Source organism: Phenylobacterium sp. (genome assembly GCF_031984885.1).
Lineage (GTDB): Bacteria > Pseudomonadota > Alphaproteobacteria > Caulobacterales > Caulobacteraceae > Phenylobacterium.
In genome coordinates, this window is record NZ_DAMABV010000009.1 from 1 (window position 1) to 21,618 (window position 21,618).

Consider the following 21,618-nt stretch of genomic DNA (forward strand, 5'->3'; position numbering starts at 1 on the left):
TGGCATAAGCCCGCCTGACTGCGAGACTGACAAGTCGAGCAGAGACGAAAGTCGGCCATAGTGATCCGGTGGTTCTGCGTGGAAGGGCCATCGCTCAACGAATAAAAGGTACTCTAGGGATAACAGGCTGATTTTGCCCAAGCGTCCACAGCGACGGCAAAGTTTGGCACCTCGATGTCGGCTCATCACATCCTGGGGCTGGAGCAGGTCCCAAGGGTTCGGCTGTTCGCCGATTAAAGTGGTACGTGAGCTGGGTTCAGAACGTCGTGAGACAGTTTGGTCCCTATCTGCCGTGGGTGTACGAAGCTTGAGAGGATCTGTCCCTAGTACGAGAGGACCGGGATGGACACACCTCTGGTGGACCTGTCGTGGCGCCAGCTGCGCAGCAGGGTAGCTAAGTGTGGAATAGATAACCGCTGAAAGCATCTAAGCGGGAAACTAACCTCAAAACAAGGCTTCGCCGAGAGCCGTGGTAGACCACCACGTTGATAGGCCAGGTGTGGAAGTGCCGCGAGGCATGCAGCTTACTGGTACTAATCGCTCGATCGGCTTGATCGTTCTTAGTCAAACTCATGACTAACGCGCTTTGATTGATGTCTTCTCAAAAACACATCCGTTTCGTTGACCTGGTGGTTATGCCGAGAGGTCCCCACCCGATCCCATCCCGAACTCGGTCGTTAAGCCTCTCTGGGCCAATGGTACTTCGTCTTAAGGCGCGGGAGAGTAGGTCGCCGCCAGGTCTACCAAACGGATGCAGTCAAACCCTTCAATACACAAAACACCCTGACGCGGGGTGGAGCAGCCCGGTAGCTCGTCAGGCTCATAACCTGAAGGTCACAGGTTCAAATCCTGTCCCCGCACCCAAGTTTCCAACCCTCCCGCGCTTTCGCCGGAGGGTTTTTTCGTGCCTGCGGTTCGGCCGCCCGGCGCGGCGTCCTTTCATCGCCGCATTCTGTTGCGCACAGCGTAGACTTCGACCGCCCGCAAGGATTCGCGGGCCAGTAGCCTCGTTGGAGCCTTCTCATGATCATCGCCGGATGGATCCTCGCCATACTGGGCCTGGCCCAGGTCGTCTTCGCCGGCACGATCGAGGTCTCGCAGCTCACCGAGGGCAACCGCCTGATCGGCCTGGCGCCCAGCGTGGTGGCCAATGTCGACCTGGTCGGCCAGCGGGCGATGATCCACACCGGCGGCTGCGCGACCTTCCTGGCCGGCGTGGTGTTCATCGGCGCGGCCTATCTGAAGCCGGCGCCGCCCGGACAGCAGTCCAGGGCCTGGACCGGCATCGCCGCCATCGCCGCCCTGGTGCTGACCGTGGCGGCGGTCGCCGGCTTCGGCGCCTTCCTCTATGCGCTGCACGGCCAGAACGCCAACCAGCGCCTGGTCGACGAGATCCGCGCCCGCGAGGCGGCCAACCAGTCGACCGAGGCGCTCATGAAAGAGGCCGATCGGCGCCTGCGCAACGAGGCCGAGGCCGCCGCGGCGTCTCGCTGACGGAACGGGCTTGCGCTAAGGCGCAGGTGATCTCATGGAGTGCGCCATGAGCGCGCCGACCTTCTTTGATCTCCGAGCCACCCACAATCCGCACCGCTGGTACCTGCCGCTGACCCCGGCGGTCTGCGTCGGGCCCCGCGACAACCTCTTCATGTTCGGCGGGGTCGGCATGGCCTCGGCGATCACCGCGCTGGAGCGCACCTGCGAGCGGCCGGTGATCTGGGCGACGGCGCAGTACCTGTCCTATGCCCGGCCGCCCAGCGTGGTGGATCTCGACGTCTGGGTGCCGGCCGCGGGCAAGTACAACAGCCAGGCCCGCGTGATCAGCCACGTCGGCGACAAGGAGATCCTGACGGTCAACGCCGCGCTGGGCGCGCGGCCCAGCGAGATCTCGCGCCAATGGCTGTCGATGCCCGAGGTGGCGGCGCCGGAGGCCTGCGAGCCTGCCGACCACTGGCGCGGCGGCGGCGATGACCTGCACAGCCGCATCGAGGTCCGGGTGGCCAAGGGCCGCTACGGCGGCACCGACGCCGGCGACGGCGGCGACGACGGCCGGCTGCTGCTCTGGATCCGGCCGCGCGACGGCGTGGCGATCGACGCCGGCATGCTGGCGATCATGGCCGACTTCATCCCCGGCGCGGTCGGCAATGCGCTGGGCCTCAACGCCGGCGGCAACAGCCTGGACAACACCATCCGCTATCGCCGGATCGTGCCGACCGAGTGGGTGCTGTGCGACATCCGCATCACCGGCGTGCATGGCGGCTTCGGCCATGGCGCGATGTACCTGTTCGCCCAGGACGGCGAGCTGATGGCCACCGCCAGCCAGTCGCTGATCGTGCGGGTGCGGGAAGGCTAGGCCAGCGCCTCGAGCGCGGCGACCCGCGCCAGGTCCTTCGGGCGGCCGAAGCGGCGGCAGATGGCCGCCTGCTCGGCGGCGGCGGGCGTGAACAGCCGCCGGCCGTTCCAGGCGATCTCCACCCGTGTCGAGGGGATCACCGGGCTCCAGCGGCCGTCCGAGAAAGACTCGAACCCGGCCATGATCTCGATCGGCAGGGCCGCGACCTGCGCCTTGGCGAAGACCTGCGAGCGAAACAGCGGCGAGGCCGCGGCCGCCAGCGGCTCGGCGTCCCACCGGGCCATCAGCGTGGCCGCGTCGCGCGGGCTGACGATCAGGTCGACGTCCGGCGGCGTCAGGCCGGGGACGCCGACCAGCGCCATGCCGGCGCTGCCGAACACCCACCAGGGATCGAGCAGGCCGGCGCAGCCCTCGGCCACGACGTCCAGGGCGCCGGCCAGGGCGGCGCTGATCTGCGGCTTGATCATATCGGCGTCCTAGAGAGGTTCACGCCCGGGCTCAATCGGTTGTAGGGCTAGGCGGGCGCCGAGTGCGGGCGCGGCAGGGGAGGAGACGTGGCGTGGAACTGGTTCGAAAACACGGGCCCTGGGCCCTGCTGGCCGCGATCGGCGCGGTGTCGCTGGCGGTCCTGGCGACGGCGCGGGGCGAGAACGTCAACGCCCTGTGGATCCTGACCGCGGCGCTCTGCGTCTATCTCGTCGCCTACCGCTACTACAGCCTCTACATCGCCGAGCGCGTGATGCGCCTGGACCCGGCCCGGCCGACGCCTGCGATCACCCGCAACGACGGCTTGGACTATGTGCCGACCAATCGCTACGTGCTGTTCGGGCACCACTTCGCGGCCATCGCCGGGGCGGGGCCGCTGGTCGGGCCGGTGCTGGCCGCGCAGATGGGCTACCTGCCCGGCGTGCTCTGGATCCTGACCGGCGTGGTGCTGGCCGGAGCGGTGCAGGACTTCCTGGTCCTGGTCATCTCCATGCGCCGCGACGGCAAGTCGCTGGGCGAGCTGATCCGCGAGGAGCTGGGCCCGATCCCCGGCGTCATCGCCCTGTTCGGCGCCTTCATGATCATGGTGATCATCCTGGCGGTGCTGGCCCTGATCGTGGTCAAGGCGCTGACCGCCAGCCCGTGGGGAACCTTCACCGTCGCCGCCACCGTGCCGATCGCCATCGCCATGGGCGTCTACATGCGCTTCATCCGGCCGGGCCGGATCGCCGAGGTCTCGGTCTTCGGCTTCGTCATGCTGATCCTGGCCATCGTCGGCGGCCAGAAGGTCGCCGCCTCGCCCGAGCTGGCGGCGATGTTCACCCTGACCGGCCTGCAGCTCTCCTGGATCCTCATCGCCTATGGCGCCGTCGCCGCCGTGCTGCCGGTCTGGCTGCTGCTGGCCCCGCGCGACTACCTGTCGACCTTCCTGAAGATCGGGGCGATCCTGGCGCTGGCCATCGGCATCGTCATCATGCGGCCGAACCTGCAGATGCCGGCCGTCACCCAGTTCGCCGCCGGCGGCGGGCCGGTCTGGTCAGGCACGCTGTTCCCGTTCCTGTTCATCACCATCGCCTGCGGCGCGGTCTCGGGCTTCCACGCCCTGATCTCCTCGGGCACCACGCCCAAGCTGATCGACAACGAGGTCAATTCCCGCTTCATCGGCTATGGCGGCATGCTGATGGAAAGCTTCGTGGCGATCATGGCGATCATCGCCGCCTCGATCCTCGACCCCGGCGTCTACTTCACGATGAACAGCCCGGCCGCGGTGATCGGGACCACCGCGCAGAGCGCCTCGGCCGCGGTCGGCGCCATGGGCCATCCGATCTCGCCCGAGCTCATCGAGCAGACCGCCAGGGACGTCGGCGAGACGACGATCATCTCGCGCGCCGGCGGCGCCCCGACCCTGGCGGTCGGCATGGCGCACATCTTCTCCCACGTGCTGGGCGGCAAGGCGATGATGGCCTTCTGGTACCACTTCGCCATCCTGTTCGAGGCGCTGTTCATCCTCACCGCCGTCGACGCCGGCACCCGGGCCGGGCGCTTCATGCTGCAGGACCTGCTCGGGACCTTCATCCCGAAGTTCAAGGAGACCTCTTCCTGGACGGCCAACCTCACGGCCACCGGCCTTTGCGTCGCGGCCTGGGGCTTCTTCCTGCACCAGGGGGTGACCGATCCGCTGGGCGGGGTGAACACGCTCTGGCCACTGTTCGGGATCTCCAACCAGATGCTGGCGGCGATCGCCCTGATCATGGCCACCGTGGTGATCTTCAAGATGAAGCGGCACCGCTACGCCTTCGTCACCGTCATCCCGGCGGCGTGGCTGTGCATCTGCACCCTGACCGCGGGCTTCCAGAAGCTCGCCTCGCCCGACCCGGCCATCGGCTTCCTGTCCCACGCCCGCAAGTACGGCGAGGCCCTGGCCGCCGGCGAGGTCCTGGCCCCGGCCAAGACCATGGCCGACATGAGCAAGATCGTCTGGAACGACCGCATCGACGCGGCGCTCTGCGCGGTGTTCATCGCCGTGGTGCTGAGCATGATCTGGTTCGGGATCACGGCCTGCCTGAAGGCCTATCGGGCCGACGGCTGGACGGCGCGGGAGATCAATCCCGACGCCATCGCGGCGGAGTAGGGGGCATGGCCGCGCCCAACCCCTTCGCCCGGTTCGCCCAGTGCGTCTGCGACGGCGCGCGCCTCATGGTCGGGGTGCCGAACTACGAGACCTATGTCGAGCACCTGGCCACGACCCATCCGGACCAGGCGCCGATGACCCGGGCCGAGTTCTTCCGCGACCGCCAGGACGCCCGCTATGGCGGCGGTGCCCGCGGCGGGTTCCGCTGCTGCTGAAATGCGAAAGGCCGGCGTTTCCGCCGGCCTTTGCTACATGGACTGGGAGGTGCGCTTAGCGCGCGGCCAGGGCCGAGTTCGACGGGGCCTGGGCGGTCGCATAGGTGTCGAGGCTGACCTTCACGGTCTCCTTCACGCAGCGCGAATAGGCGTCGAGGGCCAGGGTTTCGCTGCGGGTGGCGCGGAAGCAGACGGCGCGCGCCGCCTTGGCCACGTCGGCTTCAACCTGGGCTTGGGACTTACCGGCCAGCGGGACGCTGACCGAAGCGGCTTGAGCGGGGGCGGTGACGGCGAAAGCGGCCAGCGCGGTCAGAGCAAGAGTACGGATCATAATCACTAGTTCCCGGAAAGGGGTTGGAGCCAACCACCTCCCGACGTTTCCCTTATAGGGCGGCGGTTCAAATCCAGATGCGACCGCTTCGCCTGACTTTTTCCTGCCCTTTGCCGGGCGAGGATTCAAGCAAATATTGTGCGGTGCAATAGCGCGGTGTTGCGCTGCAACCTGAATGGGCGCCCGGCGCCTGGAATCCGGTCCGGCGGCCGGAACGTCGGTCTTCGGGCACGGCGATTGCGGTGGACAATCGCGAAGGCCCCGAAATGAAACACTTGCCATCGGCGGGGCTTCACCATTGAGTAACCTTCGTTAACAGCCGAGGTCCCATGTTCCTGTCCGTTCTCGCCGCCGCCGCCGTGATCTCGAGCTCCTACGTTTCGCCGGCCGCGCCCATCGCCCCGGTGGCGCCCGCCGCGCCCCAGGCGGTGCTGGTGGATTGCCAGGTCACCGGCGCGAACCTGACCGACTGCAAGGCGCTGGACGCCGACGGCGCGCCGGCCGCCGAGGCGGTGAAGCTGGCCGCCCAGGTCGAGGTGCCCGAGGCCTTCGCCCTCGCCAATCCCGGCCGCATCGTCATCAAGATGACCGTCACGCCGTAAGGCGGTTGACCGCGCGCCGCGCCTGACGCTTTCTCCCACTCGACCAGTAGGGAACGGGAGCACGGCATGGATCAGCGCAAACTCGGCGACTTCGACGTCTCGGCCATCGGGCTGGGCTGCATGAGCCTCTCGCACGCCTACGGCTCGCCCCCGCCGCGCGAACAGGCCGAACGGGTGCTGAAGGGGGCGCTGGACGCCGGCTACACCTTCCTCGACACCGCCGCCGTATATGGCGTCGGCCACAACGAGACCCTGGTCGGCGAGGTCCTGAAGGACCGGCGCGGCGACTATGTGCTGGCCTCGAAATGCGGCCTCACCAACGGCGACCAGCGCGAGCTCAACGGCCATCCCGACGTCCTGAAGGCCACCTGCGAGGGCAGTCTTAAGCGCCTGCAGACCGACGTCATCGACCTCTACTACCTGCACCGCTGGGACAAGCGCGTCCCGATCGAGGACAGCGTCGGCGCCCTGGCCGACCTGGTCAAGGAAGGCAAGATCCGCGCGATCGGCCTCTCGGAGGTCTCCGCCCCGACCCTGCGCCGGGCGCATGCGGTGCATCCGATCACCGCGCTCCAGACCGAATATTCGCCCTGGACCCGCAATCCCGAGATCGCGGTGCTCGACGCCTGCCGCGAGCTCGGCGTCACCTTCGTCGCCTTCAGCCCGGTCGGCCGCGGTTTCCTGGCCGGCGGGATCAGCGATCCGTCGGCGCTGGAGGACGGCGACTTCCGCAAGGCCATGCCGCGTTTCCAGGGCGAGGCCTTCGCCGCCAATCTGAAGATGTTCGAGAGCTTCGCGGCCCTGGCGCGGGAGGCGGGCTGCACGCCGGCCCAGCTCTGCCTGGCCTGGCTGCTGGCCAAGGACGAGACCCTGGTGCCGATTCCCGGTACGACCAATCCCGACCACATGCGCGAGAACGCCGCCGCCGCCGCGATCCGGCTGCCGGCCGACGTCCTGGCCAGGGTCGAGGAACTGGTGAACCCGCAGACCGTCAGCGGTCCGCGCTATGCGCCCGCCATGCAGGCGTCGGTCGACACCGAGGGCTAGGCTTAACCGAGGCTCGTCGCGGCCGCCCGCAGCGCATCCTGCGCCATGCGGCGGGCGCGGTCGGCGACTTCCTCGATCGGCAGGTCGTGCAGCCCGCGTGGGCGCGGCAGGCTCACCTGGACGGTCACCCCATCGTCCGTCAGCACGGAAACGCCGACGATGGTGGGGCTGACGGTTACGGAGGGCGGCAGGGAAAGATCGGTCATGGCGTCGCTCCAGTTAGCCCCTTCCCAGGACCGGATTTGACGTCGCCGCCGCCGGATGTCCAGGCACGCTTTTATGACCGCTCCGGTAGGGAACCGTTAGGCGGTCAGGGCGCCGAACAGCTCCTCGTGGCGGGCGCAGACGGTGGGCCACAGATCGCGGGCCTCGGGAATGTCGAGCTCGAAGCGATCTCGCAGGATCGTTGCGAATTCATCCGCCGAATCAATGAACCGCAGGCTTTTCCCGCCGGGCTGGATGAAGTTGATCGTCCGGCCGCGCAGCACGGCGACGCCGTCCTGTTCGTGTCGGAAGGCGAATGCGGTCTGGGTGAACACCGAGTCCGGCGAGGTGCTCAACCAGCGGCACATGCCGGCCAGCTCCTCGCGGTCGGCCGGCTCGTTGCGGAAATCGTAATAGGCCGCGCCGCCCATCGGGTGGTTGTGGAATCGCAGCCAGCCGTCGCCCAGCGCCTCGAATGAAAAGTCGAAGCCGGCGCAGCGATGCGGTCCGAACGCCAGCGGCGCGGCCTCCAGCAGCGCGTCGCCGAAGCCGACATCGGCGATGTACGGCTGGTCGAGGTCGACGCGAAGCACCAGGTGGTTGGCGTGCGAGGCCGGGCCACGCTCGCCGCGCAGCACGGCTCCGGCCATCTCCGTCACCTGAAAGCCGACCTCGCGCAGCATTGCGGCCAAGAGGCCGTTCATCTCGTAGCACCAGCCGCCCCGCCGGCGGGTGACCAGCTTGTCGAACGCGGCCTGCGGATCGAGCGTCATCGGCCGACCCAACTGGACGTCGAAGTTCTCGTAAGGGATCGTGCGCAGGTGCAGACGCTGCATCGCCTTCAGCGTCGCGGCGTCCACGCGCGGGACGCCGGCGAAACCGATGCGGTCGAGATAGGCCTGAAGCTTCAACTCTACTCCTTGGCCGGCGTCGCCGCGCCCTGGATCATGGCGACGATCTCGGGCCGGATGTTGTCGGCACCCTTTTCCATCATGTGCGAGACGATTCGGGCGCCCACCGCCGCACGGGTCTGCGAGGTGAATTCGGTCTTGTTGCTGCGCACCCAGTCCATCGAGGCCTGCCGGTTGACGTTCAACTGCTGGAAGTGCGGGACCACATAGCGCGCGATCAGCTCGTAGGACCGCCTGGTGTCCTCCCAGCGCGCCCAGTTATGCGCCATCAGCAGGAAGCAGCCGAACCCGCCGCTCTCGTCGACCAGTTGCTGCAGCCGCTCGATCGCCTCGTCGGGCGTGCCCACCACCGCCTGGCCCAGCGCCAGATAGGCCTCGACCGGGTCGCCCTTGAAGTCGTCGGGCACCATCGGCAGGTTGGCGATCTCCTTGAAGTAATAGATCCACTTCTCCAGCCCGAAGCGGATCTGCTCGATCGCCTTGTCCTTGGTCTCGGCGATGTGCATCTGGCCGACCAGCCGCCAGCGGCTGCGGTCCATGGTCTGGCCGTTCTCCCTGGCGATGTCCTCGGCGATGCCCCAGTTGGCGGCCAGCGCGTTGAAGCCCGCCGTGGTCGTGGCGCCCAGCGACAGCAGCCCCGCTCCATGCTTGCCCGCCGCCCGCGCCCCGGTCGGCGAGACCTGGCTGGCCACCGCGATCTCGACCGAGGGCCGCGAATAGGGCGTCATCTGCAGGCGCGCATTGACCAGGCTGAACCAGTCGCTCTCGTGGGTCACCGCCTCGCCGCGCAGCAGCGGGACCAGCACGTCCAGCGCCTCGTCCATGCGGTCGCGCTGCTTGGCCACTGGAATGCCCATCATGAAGGCGTCGGAGACCAGCGCCCCTGGCCCGACCCCGAACATCACCCGCCCGCGGGTCATGTGGTCGAGCTGGTTGATCCGGTCGGCCAGCATCATCGGGTGGTGATAGGGCAGGGACGAGACCCCGGTGCCCAGCCGGATGTGCTTGGTGCGCTCGGCCGCGGCGGCGATGAACACCTCCGGGCTGGCGATCAGTTCGTAGGCGGCCGAGTGATGCTCGCCGATCCAGGCTTCCTCGTATCCGAGCTGGTCCATCCACTGCACCAGTTCCAGGTCGCGCTGGATGGCCAGGGTCGGGTTCTCGTCAAGCGGATGGAAAGGCGCGATGAAGGCCCCGAAGCGGAGCTTGTTTCCGAGCATGTGGCCCTCCCTTGGCCGTTTGGCGTGAGGCTAACCCCCATTTCGCAAGCAGCGCCAGGGTGACGTGCCGTCAGCGGGCGGCTTCTTGCGCGGCCTCCAGAAAGCGCAGCACCGACAGCTCGAAGGCCCGGTCGGACCGCCCCTTCTTCAGCGGCAGGGCGCCCCGTTCGTAGGTCTCCAGCACCAGCGGGTGGATGTAGGAGCTGCGGCATACGGCGGCCGTGTTGCCCAGCAGGGCGGCGGCGGCCTTCACCGTCGTCACGACGCGCCGCCTGGCCTCGGCGGCGTCCTTGGCCGGCGGCTGCTCGACCAGGCCGCGCGCCGCGTACAGCGTCCCGGCCCAGGTGCGGATGTCCTTGGCCGAGAAACCTTCGCCCATCGCCGCGCGGATGTAGTCGTTGACGTCGCTGGACTCCACCGCGCGCCGCTCGCCGGCCTCGTCCACGTACTGGAACAGCCGCTGGCCCGGCACGTCCTGGCAGGCCTTGACGATCCGCGCCAGCCGCCGGTCGCGAAAGCCGGTGCGATGGATCTTCCCGCTCTTGCCCCGGAACTCGAAGATCGCGCCGCCGCTGCTGATCTCCGCATGCCGGTCGCGCAGGGTGGTCAGGCCGAAGCTCTTGTTGGTCTTGGCGTACTCGTTGTTGCCGACCCGGATCAGGGTCAGCTCCATCAGCGCCACCACCGCCGCCAGCACCTTCTCACGCGGCAGGCCGCGGCGGCGCAGGTCGGCCTCGACCTGCTTGCGCAGCTTGGGCAGGGCGCGCCCGAAGGCGATCAGCCGCTCGAACTTCTCCTGGCTCTGCGCCAGCCGCCAGGCGTCGTGATAGCGGTACTGCTTGCGGCCCCGCGCGTCGCGGCCCGTGGCCTGGACATGCCCGCGCGCCCGCGAACAGATCCACACGTCAGTCCAGGCCGGCGGCAGCACCAGCGCGCGGATGCGCTCCAGCGTCGCCTCGTCGGTCACCGGCTCGCCGTTCGCGTCGCGGTACGCAAAGCCCGTCGCCGTCGCCACGCGGCTCAGCCCCGGATCGTGGTCGTTCACATAGACAAGGCCGCCCGCCGGCGGCGGGGCTGCGTCGAGGGGCATGGAGCGCCTTTGGAGATGGTGGCCGGACGTGGCAGGAAGCACCGTCGCTCAAACATGGGCCGCGACGGCCCGGTTCCCTCGCAAGGACGCCGCCTTGAACTATCGTCACGCCTTCCACGCCGGGAACTTCGCCGACCTGGTCAAGCACGCCGCCCTGCTCGACCTGCTGGCCCGCATGCAGGCGTCGCCTGGCCCGCTCAGCGTCTTCGACACCCACGCCGGCCGCGGCCTCTACGACCTCGCCGGCGACGAGGCCCAGCGTTCGGGCGAGGCCAGGGCCGGCATCGTCGAGCTGATGCGCGCGCCCGACCTGCCGCCGGCCCTGCGGCCGCTGCGCCAGGCGGTGGTTCGCCTCAACGGCGGGGAGGAGGCCAACCTCTATCCCGGCTCGCCGCTGCTGGTCGCCGCCGCCCTGCGCAAGGGCGACGCCTATCTCGGCTGCGAACTGCGACCCCAGGAGCACTCGGCCCTGGGCGAGGCGCTGCGCAGTTGGCCCGCCGCCCGGACCGCCTGCGCCGACGGCTATGTCGAGGTCGCCGCCCGCCTGCCCAGGGAGGGCGCGGCGCTCGTGCTCATCGACCCGCCGTTCGAGAAGAGCGACGACTACGAACGCTGCGCCGCGGCCCTGGGCGCCCTGACCCGCAGGAACCCCGCGGCGGTGGTGATGGTCTGGCTGCCGGTCAAGGACTTGGAGACCTTCGACGCCTTCCTGCGCGAGGCCGAGGACGCCTATGACGGCCCGCTGCTGGTGGCCGAGGCGCGCATGCGGCCGCTGACCGACCCGATGAAGATGAACGGCTGCGCCCTGGTGATCGCCAATGCGCCCGAGGGCTTCGACGTCCCGCTGAAGGAGATCTGCGAGTGGACGGTCAGCCGGCTCGGCTCCGGCGGCAAGGCCCAGGTCTGGACCGCCTAAAACCTTCATTTTGCGCCTGCGAAAAGTCGGGGTAGGGTTTGCTGCATCGCACAAACCCTGGCTGTTTGGAGGCGTTTCCATGGCTCTTACCGTGATCGAAGAGGGGCCTGCATCCCTCGATACCCAGAAGGCGCTCTTCGTGCCCGTCGGCGCGGCCTCGCCGCTCTGGTTCCTGTTCGCCGGCGCGGCCTCCGCGGGCGTGGCCTACTGGTGGATGACCCGCTGGGGCGACCGCGCCAATCTCGAAGCGCTGCTCGCCCCCGCCCGATCGGCGCCGGTGGAGATCGATCTCCCCGCGCCGGAGGCCCAGGTCGTCGAGCCTGAGCCCGAGCCCGTCGTCATCGAAGCCGTCGAGGCCGCTCAGGCTGTCGCCACCGAAGTCGTCGAGACCAGCCTCGAGGTCGCCGACGCGGTGGCGGAGGCGGTCGAACCGGCGCCGCAAGCCGAGCCCGTGGCCGACCTCGCGCCCAAGACCCGCACCAAGGTCCGCCCGGTCAGCGAGCCGCCCTCCGAAGCCTGACCCTTGGCGCGGGCCGCCGCGCCGGGCTATCCCTGGCCCGTTGCAGACGGCGAGGGGAACGTGCGTGGCCAAGCGGGCCTTCGATATGCTGGCGGCCCTGGCCGGACTGATCGTGCTCTCGCCGCTGCTGGCGGCGATCGCGCTGGCCGTGCGCCTGGACAGCCCCGGCCCGGCGCTGCACTGGTCCAGCCGCGTCGGACGCTTCAACGTGATCTTCAAGATGCCGAAGTTCCGCACCATGCGGACCGGCGCGCCCAACGTCGCGACCCATCTGCTGGAGAACCCGGACGCCTGGATCACGCCGCTCGGCCGCTTCCTGCGCCGCTCGAGCCTGGACGAACTGCCCCAGCTCTGGAGCGTGCTGGTCGGCCATATGAGCCTGGTCGGCCCGCGGCCGGCCCTGTTCAACCAGGACGACCTGGTGGCCCTGCGCACCGCCGCCGGCGTCGAGACCCTGCGGCCCGGCGTCACCGGCTGGGCCCAGATCAACGGCCGCGACGACCTTCCGAACACCGACAAGGCCAGGCTGGACGCCGAGTATCTGGCGCGCCGGGGGATGCTGCTCGACATCAGGATCATCGCCATCACGCTGGCGGCGGCGGTTTCGGCCCGCGGGGTCCGGCACTAGGCGCCTGAAACAATCGCGCAATCAGCGCTGGTCATGGTCGGTTGACGCCCGCGCCGCGGGCGCCCAGTCTTTCCCCTTCTGTCCCGACCATCCACGCAGAGGTTCGACGATGACCGCCGCCAAGCCCCTCGCCATCGCCCTGGTTCTCGCGCTCGGCGCCACCGGCGCGCTCGCCGCGTCCGCCGCCGAGACCGCCATCGCCACCCGCCAGGCCGGCTACAAGAAGGTCGGCGCGGCGTTCAAGGCGATCAGCGACGAACTCAAGAAGGGCTCGCCGGACGCCAGGCTGATCGCGACCAACGCGCAGATCGTCAACGCCCAGGCCGCGCAGGTTCCCAAGTGGTTCCCCAAGGGTTCGGGCCCGGAGGCCGGCTTCAAGACCGAGGCCAAGCCCAACATCTGGACCGACTCCGCCAAGTTCGCGACCGCCGCCGCCAACTTCCAGACCGAGGCCGGCAAGCTGCAGACCGTCTCGGCGAGCGGGAACATCGACGCCATCAAGGCGCAGTTCCGCGCCACCGGCGGAACCTGCAAGGCCTGCCACGACGTCTATCGCGTCGAGAAGTAGCCATGGCCTCCGACGCCGCGGCGGGGCCGCCGCGCCCGCTCTGGGACCTGCCCACCCGTCTCTTCCACTGGGCGCTGGTCGTCCTGCTGCTGGTCTCCTGGTTCACCGCCGGCGAGAACATGCAACTGCACCGGTGGTCCGGCTACGGCGTCATCGGCCTGCTGGTCTTTCGCCTGTGGTGGGGCGTGGCCGGCGGCTCGACCGCGCGGTTCGCCCATTTCCTGCGGGGGCCGAAGGCGACGCTCGCCTATGCCCGCACGCTCGGCGCCCGCAGCCCCAGCGACGGCGCCGGCCACAATCCCCTCGGCGCCTGGAGCGTCCTGGCCATGCTGGCGGTGATGCTGGTGCAGGTCGGGCTCGGCCTGTTCGCCAGCGACATCGACGGCCTGGAATCGGGGCCGCTGTCGCACCTGGTCAGCTTCGACGCCAGCCGCGCCGCCGCCGAGCTGCACGAGACCGTCTTCCGCGTGCTCCAGGCGCTGGTCGCCCTGCACATCGTCGCGATCGGCTTCTACGGGGTCTGGAAGCGCCAGAACCTGGTCGGCGCCATGATCACCGGCAAGCGCCCGTTCCAGGGCGAGGCCCTGCGCCCCGCCGCGCTCTGGCGGCTGCTGGTCGGGATCGCGCTGGCGGCGCTGGTCGCCTGGGCCATCGCCAAGGGCCTGCGGTTCTGAAACTCGACCCTGGCGTCATCCCGGTTTCAGTCGCAGACCGAAGGCCGGGACCGCTTCGCTTCAGCCGGGATGACGCCTGTAAGGCTTCGCCTCAACCGCCGTTGGCGGCGCCGCGCAGGCAGTTGAGCCAGGCGTCCTCGCGCGCCCTCTCGGCCGCGCGCAGCTTGTCTTCGGCTTCGCGCACGCCGGCGTCGTGCTTGCGCCATTCCAGCACCGCCCCCTCGCGGGCCGCGCGGGCCGCCTCCATGGTCGGGAAGCGGGCCAGCACCGCGCGCACGCTGTAGTTCACCGGCGGGCCGACGGTCTCGCGGTCGGGATAGAAGCCGGTGATCGAGTCGGCCGTCTCGCTCTCGATGTGGAAGACGTCGGCCCAGCCCGCGTGGTGGCGCATCAGGGCCCAGGGCCGTTCGATCCGGTCGCTCATGGAATACTCCTAGAATCCTGGCCCCAAGCTAACGCGGGAGGTGCGACGCTTTCTACCCCCAGAGCGCAGGGCGCCGCCCCTTCCAGGGCGCTTCCTTCTCCAGTTGCGCCGCCAGCCGCAGCAGGGTCGCCTCGTCGGCGAAGCGGGCGGTGAACATCATGCCGATCGGCAGGCCCGCATCGTCCATCTCCAGCGGCAGCGACAGCGACGGCTGGCCCGAGAAATTGAACGGCGGGGTGTAGGGAAAGGCCTTGCTCTGGCGCCTGTTCAGCTCCTTCGGATCGACCGCCACCGGGTCGATCAGCCCGACCGGCGGCACCGGCGTGCCCAGCACCGGGCAGAGATAGACGTCGTAGTCCTCGAAGAACATCAGCGTCTTGCGGTTGAGGTCGCGCAGGTCCTGCCAGCCGCGGAAGGCCTGCTCGCCGGTCACCTTGCGCCCGCTCTTCAGCGCCGCCCAGGTCAGCGGCTCCAGCTCGTGCTCCTGCGGCTCGCGGCCCAGCATGGCCGACAGCCGCGCGATATTGGCCGCGAAGTTGGCGCCCGAGACCGGGCCGCGGGCGGTGTAGAGCGCCCGGTAGTCGATGCCCAGGCCCTGCTCGACCACCTCGTGGCCCAGGCCCTTCAGCAGGGCGGCGGTGCGTTCCAGCGCCGCCTGGACCTGCGGGTCGATCGGCCGGCCCGACGGGGTCTCCGAGGACCAGGCGATGCGCAGGCGGCCGGGGCTGAGCTCGATCTCCTCCATGTAGGGCCGCTCCTTATGCGGCGCCTCGAACGGCGCGCCCGGCTCGGGGCGGCCGGTGACGTCCAGCATGGCGGCGCTGTCGCGCACCGTCCGCGTCACCACATGGTCGACCGAGAAGCCCATGGCGTAGTTGTCGCCGTCCGGCAGGTTCGGGTTGCGGTCGCGCGTGACCTTCAGCCCCACCAGCCCGCAGCAGGCGGCCGGGATGCGGATCGAGCCGAGCCCGTCGCTGGCGTGGGCCAGCGGGACCATGCCGCTCGCCACCGCCGAGGCCGCGCCCCCCGACGACCCGCCCGAGACGTGGTCGGGATTCCAGGGATTGCGGCAGGCGCCCAGATAGGCGCCCTCGGTCACTCCGGTGATGCCGTATTCCGGCGTGTTGGTCTTGCCCAGCAGCACGACGCCGGACTCCCGATAGCGCCGGGTCAGGCCGCAGTCGTCCTGGTCGACCCAGCCGGCGGCGAAGCGGCTGCCATAGCTGCGCGGCCAGCCGGCCACCGGCACGCCCAGGTCCTTGATCAGGAACGGCACGCCCTTGAACGGCCCGTCGGGCAGGGGCCCCTGCGCCGCCTTCCGCGCCTCGTCATAGGCCTTGTAGACCACGGCGTTCAGGGCCGGGTTGTGCCGCTCGACCCGCTCGATGGCCGCGTCCACCAGCTCCAGCGGCGTCACCTCGCCCTTGGCCACCAGGGCCGCCAGGGCCAGGCCGTCGTGCTCGGAGAAATCGTCCATCCTCATTCCCGCCCTTTTGATTTTCTTATCTTTGCCCGCCGGCCAGGAAGGCCAGCTTCTCGACCGGCGCCAGGCCCGGCGCCTCGCGTTTCAGCGCCTTGAAGGCGTCCTCGGCGGCGTTCAGCACCCCGTCGATGTCGGCCTCGGTCATCGCCGCGCAGAGGAACATGTTGTGCCACGGGTGCAGGTAGACGCCCCGGCTCAGCATCTGCGAGACGAAGAAGAAGCCCTTGCGCAGGTCCGGGTCCTCGTCGAACAGGTAGAGCGGCATCTGCCCCGGGCCGGTGCAGCGCAGGCCAAACCCCGCCGCGGCGGCGCGCTCGGCCAGCCCCGCCGACAGCCGCTCGCCCATGGCGACGATGCGTTCCAGATAGTCGGTGGCGCGCACCAGCCGCAGCGTCTCCAGCGCCGCCGCCATCGGCGCGGCCTGATACCAGAACGAGCCGGTGACATAGATCGAGGCCGCCGCCCTGCGCGCCTTCTCCGATCCCAGCAGCGCCGAGATCGGATGGCCGTTGGCGATGCACTTGCCCCAGGTCGACAGGTCCGGCTCGATCCCCAGCACCGCCCACGAGCAATCGCGCGCCACCCGCAGGCCCGCCCGCACGTCGTCGACGATCAGCAGCGCCCCGGTCTGGTCGGCCAGCTCCCGCGCCCGCCTGGCGTAGGCCAGGTCCGGCGGCGCCTGGTCGATGAAGGCGTCGTGCTTGAACGGCGCGGCGAAGATCGCGGCCAGGTCCTCGCCCGCCTCCGCCACCGCCGCCTCCAGGCTGGCGACGTCGTTGTAGTCGTAGAACAGTTGGTGGGCGCGGTCGGTGTCGGTGGTGCCCGCCGGCCGTGGCGTGCACCAGGGCGCCGCGCCGTGATAGGCGCCCTTGGCCCGCACGATCGTCTTGCGCCTGGTGTGCGCCCGCGCGGTCATCAGCGCCATGGTCGTGGCGTCGGTGCCGTTCTTGCAGAACATGGCCCAGGCCGCGTGGCTGACCATGCCGGTCATCTCCTCGGCCAGCCGCACCATCAGCTCGGTCGGCCCGGTCAGGGTGTCGCCGATCCCCAACTGGCGCACATAGGCCGCGTCGATCTCCGGGTGGCCATAGCCGAACAGGTTGGGCCCATAGGCGCACATCAGGTCGAGATAGCGGTTGCCGTCCGCGTCCCAGATGTGGGCCCCCTCGGCTCGGGAGAAGAACTGCGGATAGTCGTCGGGCAGCAGCCCGACCGCCTGGTGGCCGTACATGCCCCCGGGGATCACCGCGGCGGCGCGGTCCCGCAGGGCTCTGTCATGGCTGCGCGTCATGGGAAGTTCTCCGTCGACGAAGGCCTGGCTCAGACCTTAACCCGCCGCGGCGCGTCGGCAACGCCGATCAGAACATCCCGAGCAGGGTGGCGAAGAAGGCGATGATCGCCGCGACGATCGCCTTCGACAGCACCACCAGCACCAGCACCGACAGGATCGCCGCGATCCAGCCGATCAGCGCGGCCACTCCGTCGCGCTCGGCCCCGCCGATGGCGAAGGCGGCGATCGCGAACGAGGGCAGCATGTTGCCGAACGGAATCGGCAGGAAGACGATCAGCGACAGCACGAAGCACAGGGCGCCGACCAGCCGGTCGCCCAGCGGGTTGTACATGAAGGTCAGGCGCGGCCGCAGCCGCCGCTCCAGCCGCGCCAGGTGCGGCTTCAGCTTCAGGGTCAGGGCGCGGAAGTCGGCCATGCTCATGGTCCGCGACAGCATCACCTTGGGCAGCCACAGCGTCTTGCGGCCCATGGTCCACTGGAAGGTGATGAAGATCAGCGGCGCGCCCAGCAGCGCCGAGACCCCCGGCGGCATCGGCAGCACCAGCGGCGCTGCGAACACGAACATCAGCGCCCCGAAGGCGCGGTCGCCGAAGGTGTCGAGCAGGTCGCCGACCGACACCTCGCGCCCCGGACGCTCCGCGATCAGATCGAGGAGTTCGGATACGCTCGCGGCTTTGCGGTGTTCGGACATTGCAAGCTTCGCGCTAGCACGGCTCGGCGCCGTTGCGGAAGGGAAAGCCGCGCGCGAAACGCCCGAAGTCACGGGATTGTTGGCGGCGACTCGCTTAAGCGGGATGGCGGATGTCGCAGCCGCTTCGCCTTGGTCTCTTCTATGCGGCCCTGTTCGTGGGGACGGGCGCCAGCTCGCCCTACATTCCGGTGTGGTTCGCCTCGCGCGGCCTCAGCGGCGCCGAGATCGGCCTGATCCTCTCCGCGCCGATGCTGGCGCGGGCGGTGACGGCGCCGGCCATCGCCATGTGGGCCGACAGCTTCGCCCTGCGCCGCACGCCGCTGATCCTGATGGGGCTGGCCACGGCCCTGGCCTACGGGCTGCTGGCCGCGCCGTTCGGCTTCGCCTGGTGGTTCGCGATCTGGTTCCTGGCCAACACCATCCTCTCGACCATGATCCCGCTGACCGACGTCATCGTCTTCCGGCGGGCGGGCCGGGACGGCTTCAACTACGGCTGGCCGCGCGGCATCGGCTCGGTCGCCTTCATCGTCGCCAATGTCGTGGTCGGCGCGCTGCTGGCCCGCTACTCGCCCGAGCTGGTCCTGGTCTGGATCACCGCCGCGGCCATGCTGGCGGCCGGCGCCGCGCGCGGGCTGCTGCCGCCCGATCCGGTGCGCGAAGGCGGCCAGGCCAGCCGCCTCTCCGAGCGGCTCGCCGGCCTCGGCGACCTGCTGCGCGACCGCAATTTCATGCTGGCGGTGGTGTCGGTCGGCCTGATCCAGTCGGCCCACGCCTTCTATTACTCGTTCTCGACCCTGTCCTGGAAACAGCAGGGGTTGCCGGAAAGCGCGACCGGCCTGCTCTGGGGCCTGGCCGTGGCGGTCGAGGTCGCCTTCATGTGGTTCATGGAGCCGTGGCGGCGCCGGATCGGGCCGCGCAACCTGCTGGTCATCGGCGGGGCCGCCGCCCTGATCCGCTGGACGGCGCTGGCCTTCTCGCCGCCGCTGTGGCTGGTCCTGCCGCTCCAGGCCCTGCACACCTTCACCTACGCCGCGACCTTCCTGGCCTCGCTGCAACTGGTCGAGCGGCTCTCGACCCCGGCCAACGCCTCGGCCGCCCAGACCATCAACTCCGCGCTTTCCGGCGGCTTGCTGATGGGGGCGGCCACCATCGGCTCGGGCTGGCTGTTCGATCTGGCCGGCGCCAAGGGCTACCTGGCCATGGCCGCCATGTCGGCGCTCGGCCTGGTCGGCGCGGTCCGTCTCTATGGCGTCAAGCGCCTGGACGCCTGACCACCTTCCCCGACGACAGTCTTGCAGGCCGCAAAGAAGGGGCGACTAATCCCCCCACATAGTCCTGGGGAGGATGCATGCGGGCCTTGGAAGTCTCAGCGCCGTGGGGACCTGACCAGCTCAGGGTGGTCGAGGCGCCCGATCCCGCGCCCGGCCACGGCCAGGTGCTGGTGCGCATGAAGGCCGTGTCGCTGAACTATCGCGACATGCTGATGGTCAGCGGCCTCTACAGCCGCGGTTCGGCCACCGCCGGCGGGACCATCACTCCGTTCTCGGACGGCTGCGGGGTGGTCGAGGCGGTCGGTCCCGGCGTCACCCGCGTCGCGGTCGGCGACCGCGTCTCGACCCTGTTCTTCCAGAACTGGAACGCTGGGCGCCCGACCCTGGAGAAGCTGAGCTCGGCCTTGGGCTTCCCGGTCCCCGGGGCCGGGCGCGAGCTGGCGGTGTTCAGCCAGGAGGGCGTCTCCAAGGTCCCCGATTTCCTCACCGACCAGCAGGTGGCGACCCTGCCGTGCGCGGCGCTGACCGCCTGGCGCGGCCTCTTCGAGGACGCGCGGCTGGAGCCCGGCGACACGGTGGTGCTGCAAGGCACGGGCGGGGTCTCGATCTTCGGCCTGCAGTTCGCCAAGGCGGCGGGCTACCGCACGGTGATCACCTCGTCCTCCGACGAGAAGCTGGCCCGGGCCAAGGCGATGGGCGCCGATCATCTGGTGAACTACCGCACCACGCCCGACTGGGCCGCCGCGGTGCGCGCGGCGACCGGCGGGGTCGGGGCCGACTTCATCATGGAGGTCGGCGGCGCCGGCACCATCCAGCAGAGCCTGAAGGCCGTCCGCATCGGCGGCCACATCGCCGTCATCGGCGTCGTCGCCGGGGCCGGCGAGGGCGTCAACCCCGGCGTCCTGATCGGCAACAGCGCCCGGCTGCAGGGCCTGTCGGTCGGCTCGCGCGAGATGTTCGAGGCCATGTGCCGGGCCATCGAACTCCACCGGATCGAACCGGTGGTCGACAAGGTTTTCCCGTGGACGGACGCCGCGAAGGCGTTCGCCGCCATGCAGGGCGGCGAGCACTTCGGCAAGATCGTCCTGCAATTCTAGACGGAGGCGTGGAGATGCGTACGACGGGCATCAACCACCTGGCGCTGGTCTGCCGGGACATGGAGGAGACGGTGAAGTTCTACACCGAGATCCTCGGCATGCCGCTCTACAAGACGGTGGCCCTGCCGGACGGCGGCCAGCACTTCTTCTTCGACTGCGGGGGCGGCGACTCCGTCGCCTTCTTCTGGTGGCCCGACGCGCCGCCGGCAGCGCCGGGCGTCGCCTCGGTCAAGCGGTTCCCGGAGGAGCCGAAGTCGGCGATCGGCTCGATGAACCACGTCGCCTTCAACGTGCCCGAGGAGAAGCTGGACGAATATCGCCAGCGGCTGGTCGCCGCCGGGGTGCAGGTGCTGCCGAACATGGTGGTCAATCACGACGACAGCCCGATGGGCGTCAGCGCCGAGAAGCACGAGGGCGTCTTCTTCCGTTCGGTCTATTTCACCGACCCCAACGGGATCATGCTGGAGCTGGCGGCGACCACCAAGGCCTTCGGCCCCGCCGACGTGAAGCACAAGCCGGCCCGCGCGGTCGGCGTGGAGGCTTAAGGAGCATGCCGCGCCTGCGCCAGGTCCGCCGCGCCGAGGCCGAGTCCAAGGTCGTCCAGCGCACCTATGACCTCCTGTTCGGCGACCGCGATCCGGTGGCCGAGCCGGGCACCTCGACCGGCACCACCGGCGACTGGTGGACGGTGTTCGCCCTGGTCCCCGACGTGCTCGAACACGCCAACCGCGGCTTTGCGCTCTATCGCAGCCCCGAGCGCAAGCTCGACCCGGTGCTGCGCGAACTGGCCCAGACCCGGGTCGGCTGGGCCAAGGGCAGCCAGTTCGTGTTCTCCCAGCACTGCAAGTCGCTGCGGGGTCTCAAGGTTTCGGAGGAGCGCATCGCCGCCGTGCCCCACTGGCAGGTGGCCGACTGCTACACCGCCGATGAGCGGGCGGTGCTGGCCTATGCCGACTGCCTGGCCCAGGGCGGGCGCACGCCCGAGCCGGTGTTCGCCGCCCTCAAGGCCTTCCTCTCCGACGAGGAGATCCTGGAGCTGACCTACATCACCTGCCTCTACGACATGCACGCGGTGATGAGCCGGGCCCTGCGCACCGAATGGGACGACCGCGACGATCCGATCGTCGAGATCGCCGCCCCCGAGGACTTCAGCGGCGCCGACTTCCTCGACATCGGCCGGCGGCCAGGGTGATCCCGTCGCCCGACGCGTGAAGTTGTACGTCTAGTTGTACATATCGGATCCCAATACGCCGGATCGCCTGAACGGCCTTCTCAAGGAGTGCATGCGCTCGCCGTTCAAGGGGATGGGCAAGCCCGAGCCGCTGCGCGGCGATCTCCATGGCTGGTGGTCGCGGCGTATCACCCTTGAGGACCGGCTGGTCTACCGGGCGACCGGCAAGGGCGAAGCCCAGCAACTGGAAGTCGCCCAATGCCGCTTCCACTACTCCGGCCGCCCCTGAACGCCGCC

General features: G+C 69.5%; 26 protein-coding genes, 1 tRNA gene and 2 rRNA genes. 19 read left to right on the plus strand and 10 right to left on the minus strand.

Going from position 1 to position 21,618, the window contains the following annotated elements; genetic code table 11:
* The 5 genes from RTL41_RS14305 to RTL41_RS14325 form a co-directional block, all read left to right on the plus strand.
* A 23S ribosomal RNA gene (locus RTL41_RS14305) occupies window positions 1-558 on the plus strand; the annotation flags it as partial.
* A 67-nt stretch (window positions 559-625) separates the two neighbouring features.
* Window positions 626-740 (plus strand): 5S ribosomal RNA (rrf, locus tag RTL41_RS14310).
* A gap of 47 nt (window positions 741-787) precedes the next feature.
* Window positions 788-864 (plus strand) — tRNA-Met (locus RTL41_RS14315).
* A 159-nt stretch (window positions 865-1,023) separates the two neighbouring features.
* Window positions 1,024-1,494, plus strand: coding sequence for a hypothetical protein (locus tag RTL41_RS14320; RefSeq protein ID WP_312165652.1), 471 nt, complete (start codon window positions 1,024-1,026; stop codon window positions 1,492-1,494).
* Between the two features lie 46 nt (window positions 1,495-1,540).
* Window positions 1,541-2,350: an acyl-CoA thioesterase domain-containing protein gene (locus RTL41_RS14325; RefSeq protein ID WP_312165654.1), complete on the plus strand. Its 810-nt coding sequence runs from the start codon at window positions 1,541-1,543 to the stop codon at window positions 2,348-2,350.
* Here RTL41_RS14325 and RTL41_RS14330 read toward each other — a convergent pair.
* Window positions 2,347-2,817: a hypothetical protein gene (locus RTL41_RS14330; protein WP_312165656.1), complete on the minus strand. Its 471-nt coding sequence runs from the start codon at window positions 2,815-2,817 to the stop codon at window positions 2,347-2,349. The genes RTL41_RS14325 and RTL41_RS14330 overlap by 4 nt on opposite strands.
* Window positions 2,818-2,909: 92 nt before the next feature.
* Here RTL41_RS14330 and RTL41_RS14335 point away from each other — a divergent pair, with 92 nt between their 5' ends.
* Together RTL41_RS14335 and RTL41_RS14340 are read left to right on the plus strand one after the other, a co-directional pair.
* Window positions 2,910-4,967, plus strand: coding sequence for a carbon starvation CstA family protein (locus RTL41_RS14335; protein ID WP_312165658.1), 2,058 nt, complete (start codon window positions 2,910-2,912; stop codon window positions 4,965-4,967).
* A gap of 5 nt (window positions 4,968-4,972) precedes the next feature.
* Window positions 4,973-5,182, plus strand: a complete 210-nt coding sequence (locus RTL41_RS14340; protein WP_312165659.1) for a YbdD/YjiX family protein — start codon at window positions 4,973-4,975, stop codon at window positions 5,180-5,182.
* Between the two features lie 55 nt (window positions 5,183-5,237).
* On the opposite strand, the gene RTL41_RS14345 is transcribed toward RTL41_RS14340, so the two are convergent.
* Window positions 5,238-5,513 carry a hypothetical protein gene (locus RTL41_RS14345; protein ID WP_312165660.1) on the minus strand — a complete coding sequence of 92 codons (276 nt, stop codon included), beginning with the start codon at window positions 5,511-5,513 and terminating at the stop codon, window positions 5,238-5,240.
* Window positions 5,514-5,842: 329 nt separating this feature from the next.
* Between RTL41_RS14345 and RTL41_RS14350 the strand changes: the two genes are divergently transcribed.
* A complete protein-coding gene (locus RTL41_RS14350) occupies window positions 5,843-6,115 on the plus strand; it encodes a hypothetical protein (protein WP_312165661.1) in 273 nt (90 codons plus the stop codon).
* Between the two features lie 66 nt (window positions 6,116-6,181).
* Complete coding sequence (locus RTL41_RS14355; RefSeq protein ID WP_312165663.1) at window positions 6,182-7,162, plus strand: aldo/keto reductase; 981 nt, start codon at window positions 6,182-6,184, stop codon at window positions 7,160-7,162.
* Window positions 7,163-7,164: 2 nt separating this feature from the next.
* On the opposite strand, the gene RTL41_RS14360 is transcribed toward RTL41_RS14355, so the two are convergent.
* From RTL41_RS14360 to RTL41_RS14375, 4 genes are all read right to left on the minus strand, one after another.
* Window positions 7,165-7,368, minus strand: a complete 204-nt coding sequence (locus tag RTL41_RS14360) for a hypothetical protein (protein ID WP_312165664.1) — start codon at window positions 7,366-7,368, stop codon at window positions 7,165-7,167.
* A 96-nt stretch (window positions 7,369-7,464) separates the two neighbouring features.
* The gene (locus RTL41_RS14365; protein ID WP_312165666.1) at window positions 7,465-8,277 is read right to left on the minus strand and encodes an arylamine N-acetyltransferase; all 813 of its coding nucleotides are present in this window, start codon (window positions 8,275-8,277) and stop codon (window positions 7,465-7,467) included.
* 2 nt (window positions 8,278-8,279) lie between these two features.
* Window positions 8,280-9,497, minus strand: coding sequence for an LLM class flavin-dependent oxidoreductase (locus RTL41_RS14370; protein ID WP_312165668.1), 1,218 nt, complete (start codon window positions 9,495-9,497; stop codon window positions 8,280-8,282).
* A 70-nt stretch (window positions 9,498-9,567) separates the two neighbouring features.
* Window positions 9,568-10,587 carry a DNA topoisomerase IB gene (locus tag RTL41_RS14375; RefSeq protein WP_312165670.1) on the minus strand — a complete coding sequence of 340 codons (1,020 nt, stop codon included), beginning with the start codon at window positions 10,585-10,587 and terminating at the stop codon, window positions 9,568-9,570.
* 94 nt (window positions 10,588-10,681) lie between these two features.
* Here RTL41_RS14375 and rlmJ point away from each other — a divergent pair, with 94 nt between their 5' ends.
* The 5 genes from rlmJ (at window position 10,682) to RTL41_RS14400 (ending at window position 13,893) form a co-directional block, all read left to right on the plus strand.
* On the plus strand, window positions 10,682-11,503 hold the full coding sequence (rlmJ, locus tag RTL41_RS14380) for a 23S rRNA (adenine(2030)-N(6))-methyltransferase RlmJ (protein ID WP_312165672.1): 822 nt from the start codon (window positions 10,682-10,684) through the stop codon (window positions 11,501-11,503).
* A 79-nt stretch (window positions 11,504-11,582) separates the two neighbouring features.
* Window positions 11,583-12,023, plus strand: a complete 441-nt coding sequence (locus tag RTL41_RS14385) for a hypothetical protein (protein WP_312165674.1) — start codon at window positions 11,583-11,585, stop codon at window positions 12,021-12,023.
* Between the two features lie 64 nt (window positions 12,024-12,087).
* The gene (locus RTL41_RS14390; protein WP_312165676.1) at window positions 12,088-12,651 is read left to right on the plus strand and encodes a sugar transferase; all 564 of its coding nucleotides are present in this window, start codon (window positions 12,088-12,090) and stop codon (window positions 12,649-12,651) included.
* A gap of 109 nt (window positions 12,652-12,760) precedes the next feature.
* The gene (locus tag RTL41_RS14395; protein WP_312165677.1) at window positions 12,761-13,219 is read left to right on the plus strand and encodes a cytochrome c; all 459 of its coding nucleotides are present in this window, start codon (window positions 12,761-12,763) and stop codon (window positions 13,217-13,219) included.
* Between the two features lie 2 nt (window positions 13,220-13,221).
* Window positions 13,222-13,893 (plus strand): cytochrome b/b6 domain-containing protein, encoded by a 672-nt coding sequence (locus RTL41_RS14400; protein WP_312165679.1) that lies wholly within the window; start codon window positions 13,222-13,224, stop codon window positions 13,891-13,893.
* 91 nt (window positions 13,894-13,984) lie between these two features.
* Here RTL41_RS14400 and RTL41_RS14405 read toward each other — a convergent pair whose 3' ends face one another.
* From RTL41_RS14405 to RTL41_RS14420, 4 genes are all read right to left on the minus strand, one after another.
* Window positions 13,985-14,317, minus strand: coding sequence for a hypothetical protein (locus tag RTL41_RS14405; RefSeq protein ID WP_312165680.1), 333 nt, complete (start codon window positions 14,315-14,317; stop codon window positions 13,985-13,987).
* A 52-nt stretch (window positions 14,318-14,369) separates the two neighbouring features.
* A complete protein-coding gene (locus tag RTL41_RS14410; RefSeq protein WP_312165682.1) occupies window positions 14,370-15,794 on the minus strand; it encodes an amidase family protein in 1,425 nt (474 codons plus the stop codon).
* A gap of 25 nt (window positions 15,795-15,819) precedes the next feature.
* Window positions 15,820-17,091: an aminotransferase class III-fold pyridoxal phosphate-dependent enzyme gene (locus RTL41_RS14415; RefSeq protein WP_312165684.1), complete on the minus strand. Its 1,272-nt coding sequence runs from the start codon at window positions 17,089-17,091 to the stop codon at window positions 15,820-15,822.
* 67 nt (window positions 17,092-17,158) lie between these two features.
* The gene (locus RTL41_RS14420; RefSeq protein ID WP_312165686.1) at window positions 17,159-17,782 is read right to left on the minus strand and encodes an exopolysaccharide biosynthesis protein; all 624 of its coding nucleotides are present in this window, start codon (window positions 17,780-17,782) and stop codon (window positions 17,159-17,161) included.
* A gap of 110 nt (window positions 17,783-17,892) precedes the next feature.
* On the opposite strand from RTL41_RS14420, the gene RTL41_RS14425 reads away from it, so the two are divergent.
* From RTL41_RS14425 to RTL41_RS14445, 5 genes are all read left to right on the plus strand, one after another.
* Entirely contained in the window at window positions 17,893-19,053 is a 1,161-nt protein-coding gene (locus RTL41_RS14425; RefSeq protein ID WP_312165688.1) for an MFS transporter, read from the plus strand.
* 77 nt (window positions 19,054-19,130) lie between these two features.
* Window positions 19,131-20,150, plus strand: a complete 1,020-nt coding sequence (locus tag RTL41_RS14430) for an NAD(P)-dependent alcohol dehydrogenase (RefSeq protein ID WP_312165690.1) — start codon at window positions 19,131-19,133, stop codon at window positions 20,148-20,150.
* Between the two features lie 14 nt (window positions 20,151-20,164).
* Entirely contained in the window at window positions 20,165-20,695 is a 531-nt protein-coding gene (locus RTL41_RS14435; RefSeq protein WP_312165692.1) for a VOC family protein, read from the plus strand.
* A gap of 5 nt (window positions 20,696-20,700) precedes the next feature.
* Window positions 20,701-21,342 (plus strand): carboxymuconolactone decarboxylase family protein, encoded by a 642-nt coding sequence (locus RTL41_RS14440; protein ID WP_312165694.1) that lies wholly within the window; start codon window positions 20,701-20,703, stop codon window positions 21,340-21,342.
* A 34-nt stretch (window positions 21,343-21,376) separates the two neighbouring features.
* On the plus strand, window positions 21,377-21,610 hold the full coding sequence (locus RTL41_RS14445) for a Txe/YoeB family addiction module toxin (protein ID WP_312165695.1): 234 nt from the start codon (window positions 21,377-21,379) through the stop codon (window positions 21,608-21,610).
* Window positions 21,611-21,618 lie beyond the last annotated feature (8 nt).